The organism is Erwinia sp. 009765445 (assembly GCF_058137865.1).
Window position 1 is genome coordinate 1 of record NZ_JBYUWC010000068.1, and the last position, 577, is coordinate 577.

General features: G+C 48.5%; 1 pseudogene. It reads left to right on the plus strand.

From position 1 onward, the window contains the following. Positions 1-291 precede the first annotated feature (291 nt). A pseudogene (locus AC3Y5R_RS24250) lies at positions 292-577 on the plus strand (MFS transporter); the annotation flags it as partial.

Below are 577 nucleotides of genomic sequence, written 5' to 3' on the forward strand. Positions count from 1 at the left end.
GTTTTAACCCTTCCTTTCTTGTTCTTGTTTTCATTTCCGTGAAGTGGATTCCACCGTCCAGGGCTAATGCCAAAATCGGGCCTCATTGAACGCATTAATGTTGTGTTGTTGCACGGTGAGCCGCTATGGCGCGCTTTTTATACTGCTATTGCCAGATATAAACACGCGCCGTATTCGGCGAACGACCTATAAAAACGGCAAAAAACACCCTACGTCACCTCTGATTTCCTGGCGATGTCGCAGTCCAGAGTGAGCGTGGCTAACGCGAATTTTCAGGAGTGCAACAATGAGTTGTTTATCGTCACATCCTTCAACTACTGCGACCGCGCTACGCTCTCTATCGCCGGTTCGGAAATGGCCAAAGATATCGGCCTTGATCCTGTGGGAATGGGCTATGTGTTCTCTGCTTTCTCATGGGCTTATGTTATCGGGCAGATCCCTGGTGGCTGGTTGCTGGACCGTTTTGGTTCAAAACGCTTCTACTTCTGGTCGATCTTTATCTGGTCGATGTTTACCTTGCTGCAAGGCTTCGTCGATATCTTTAGTGGATTCGGCATTATCGTTGCCCTGTTTACGC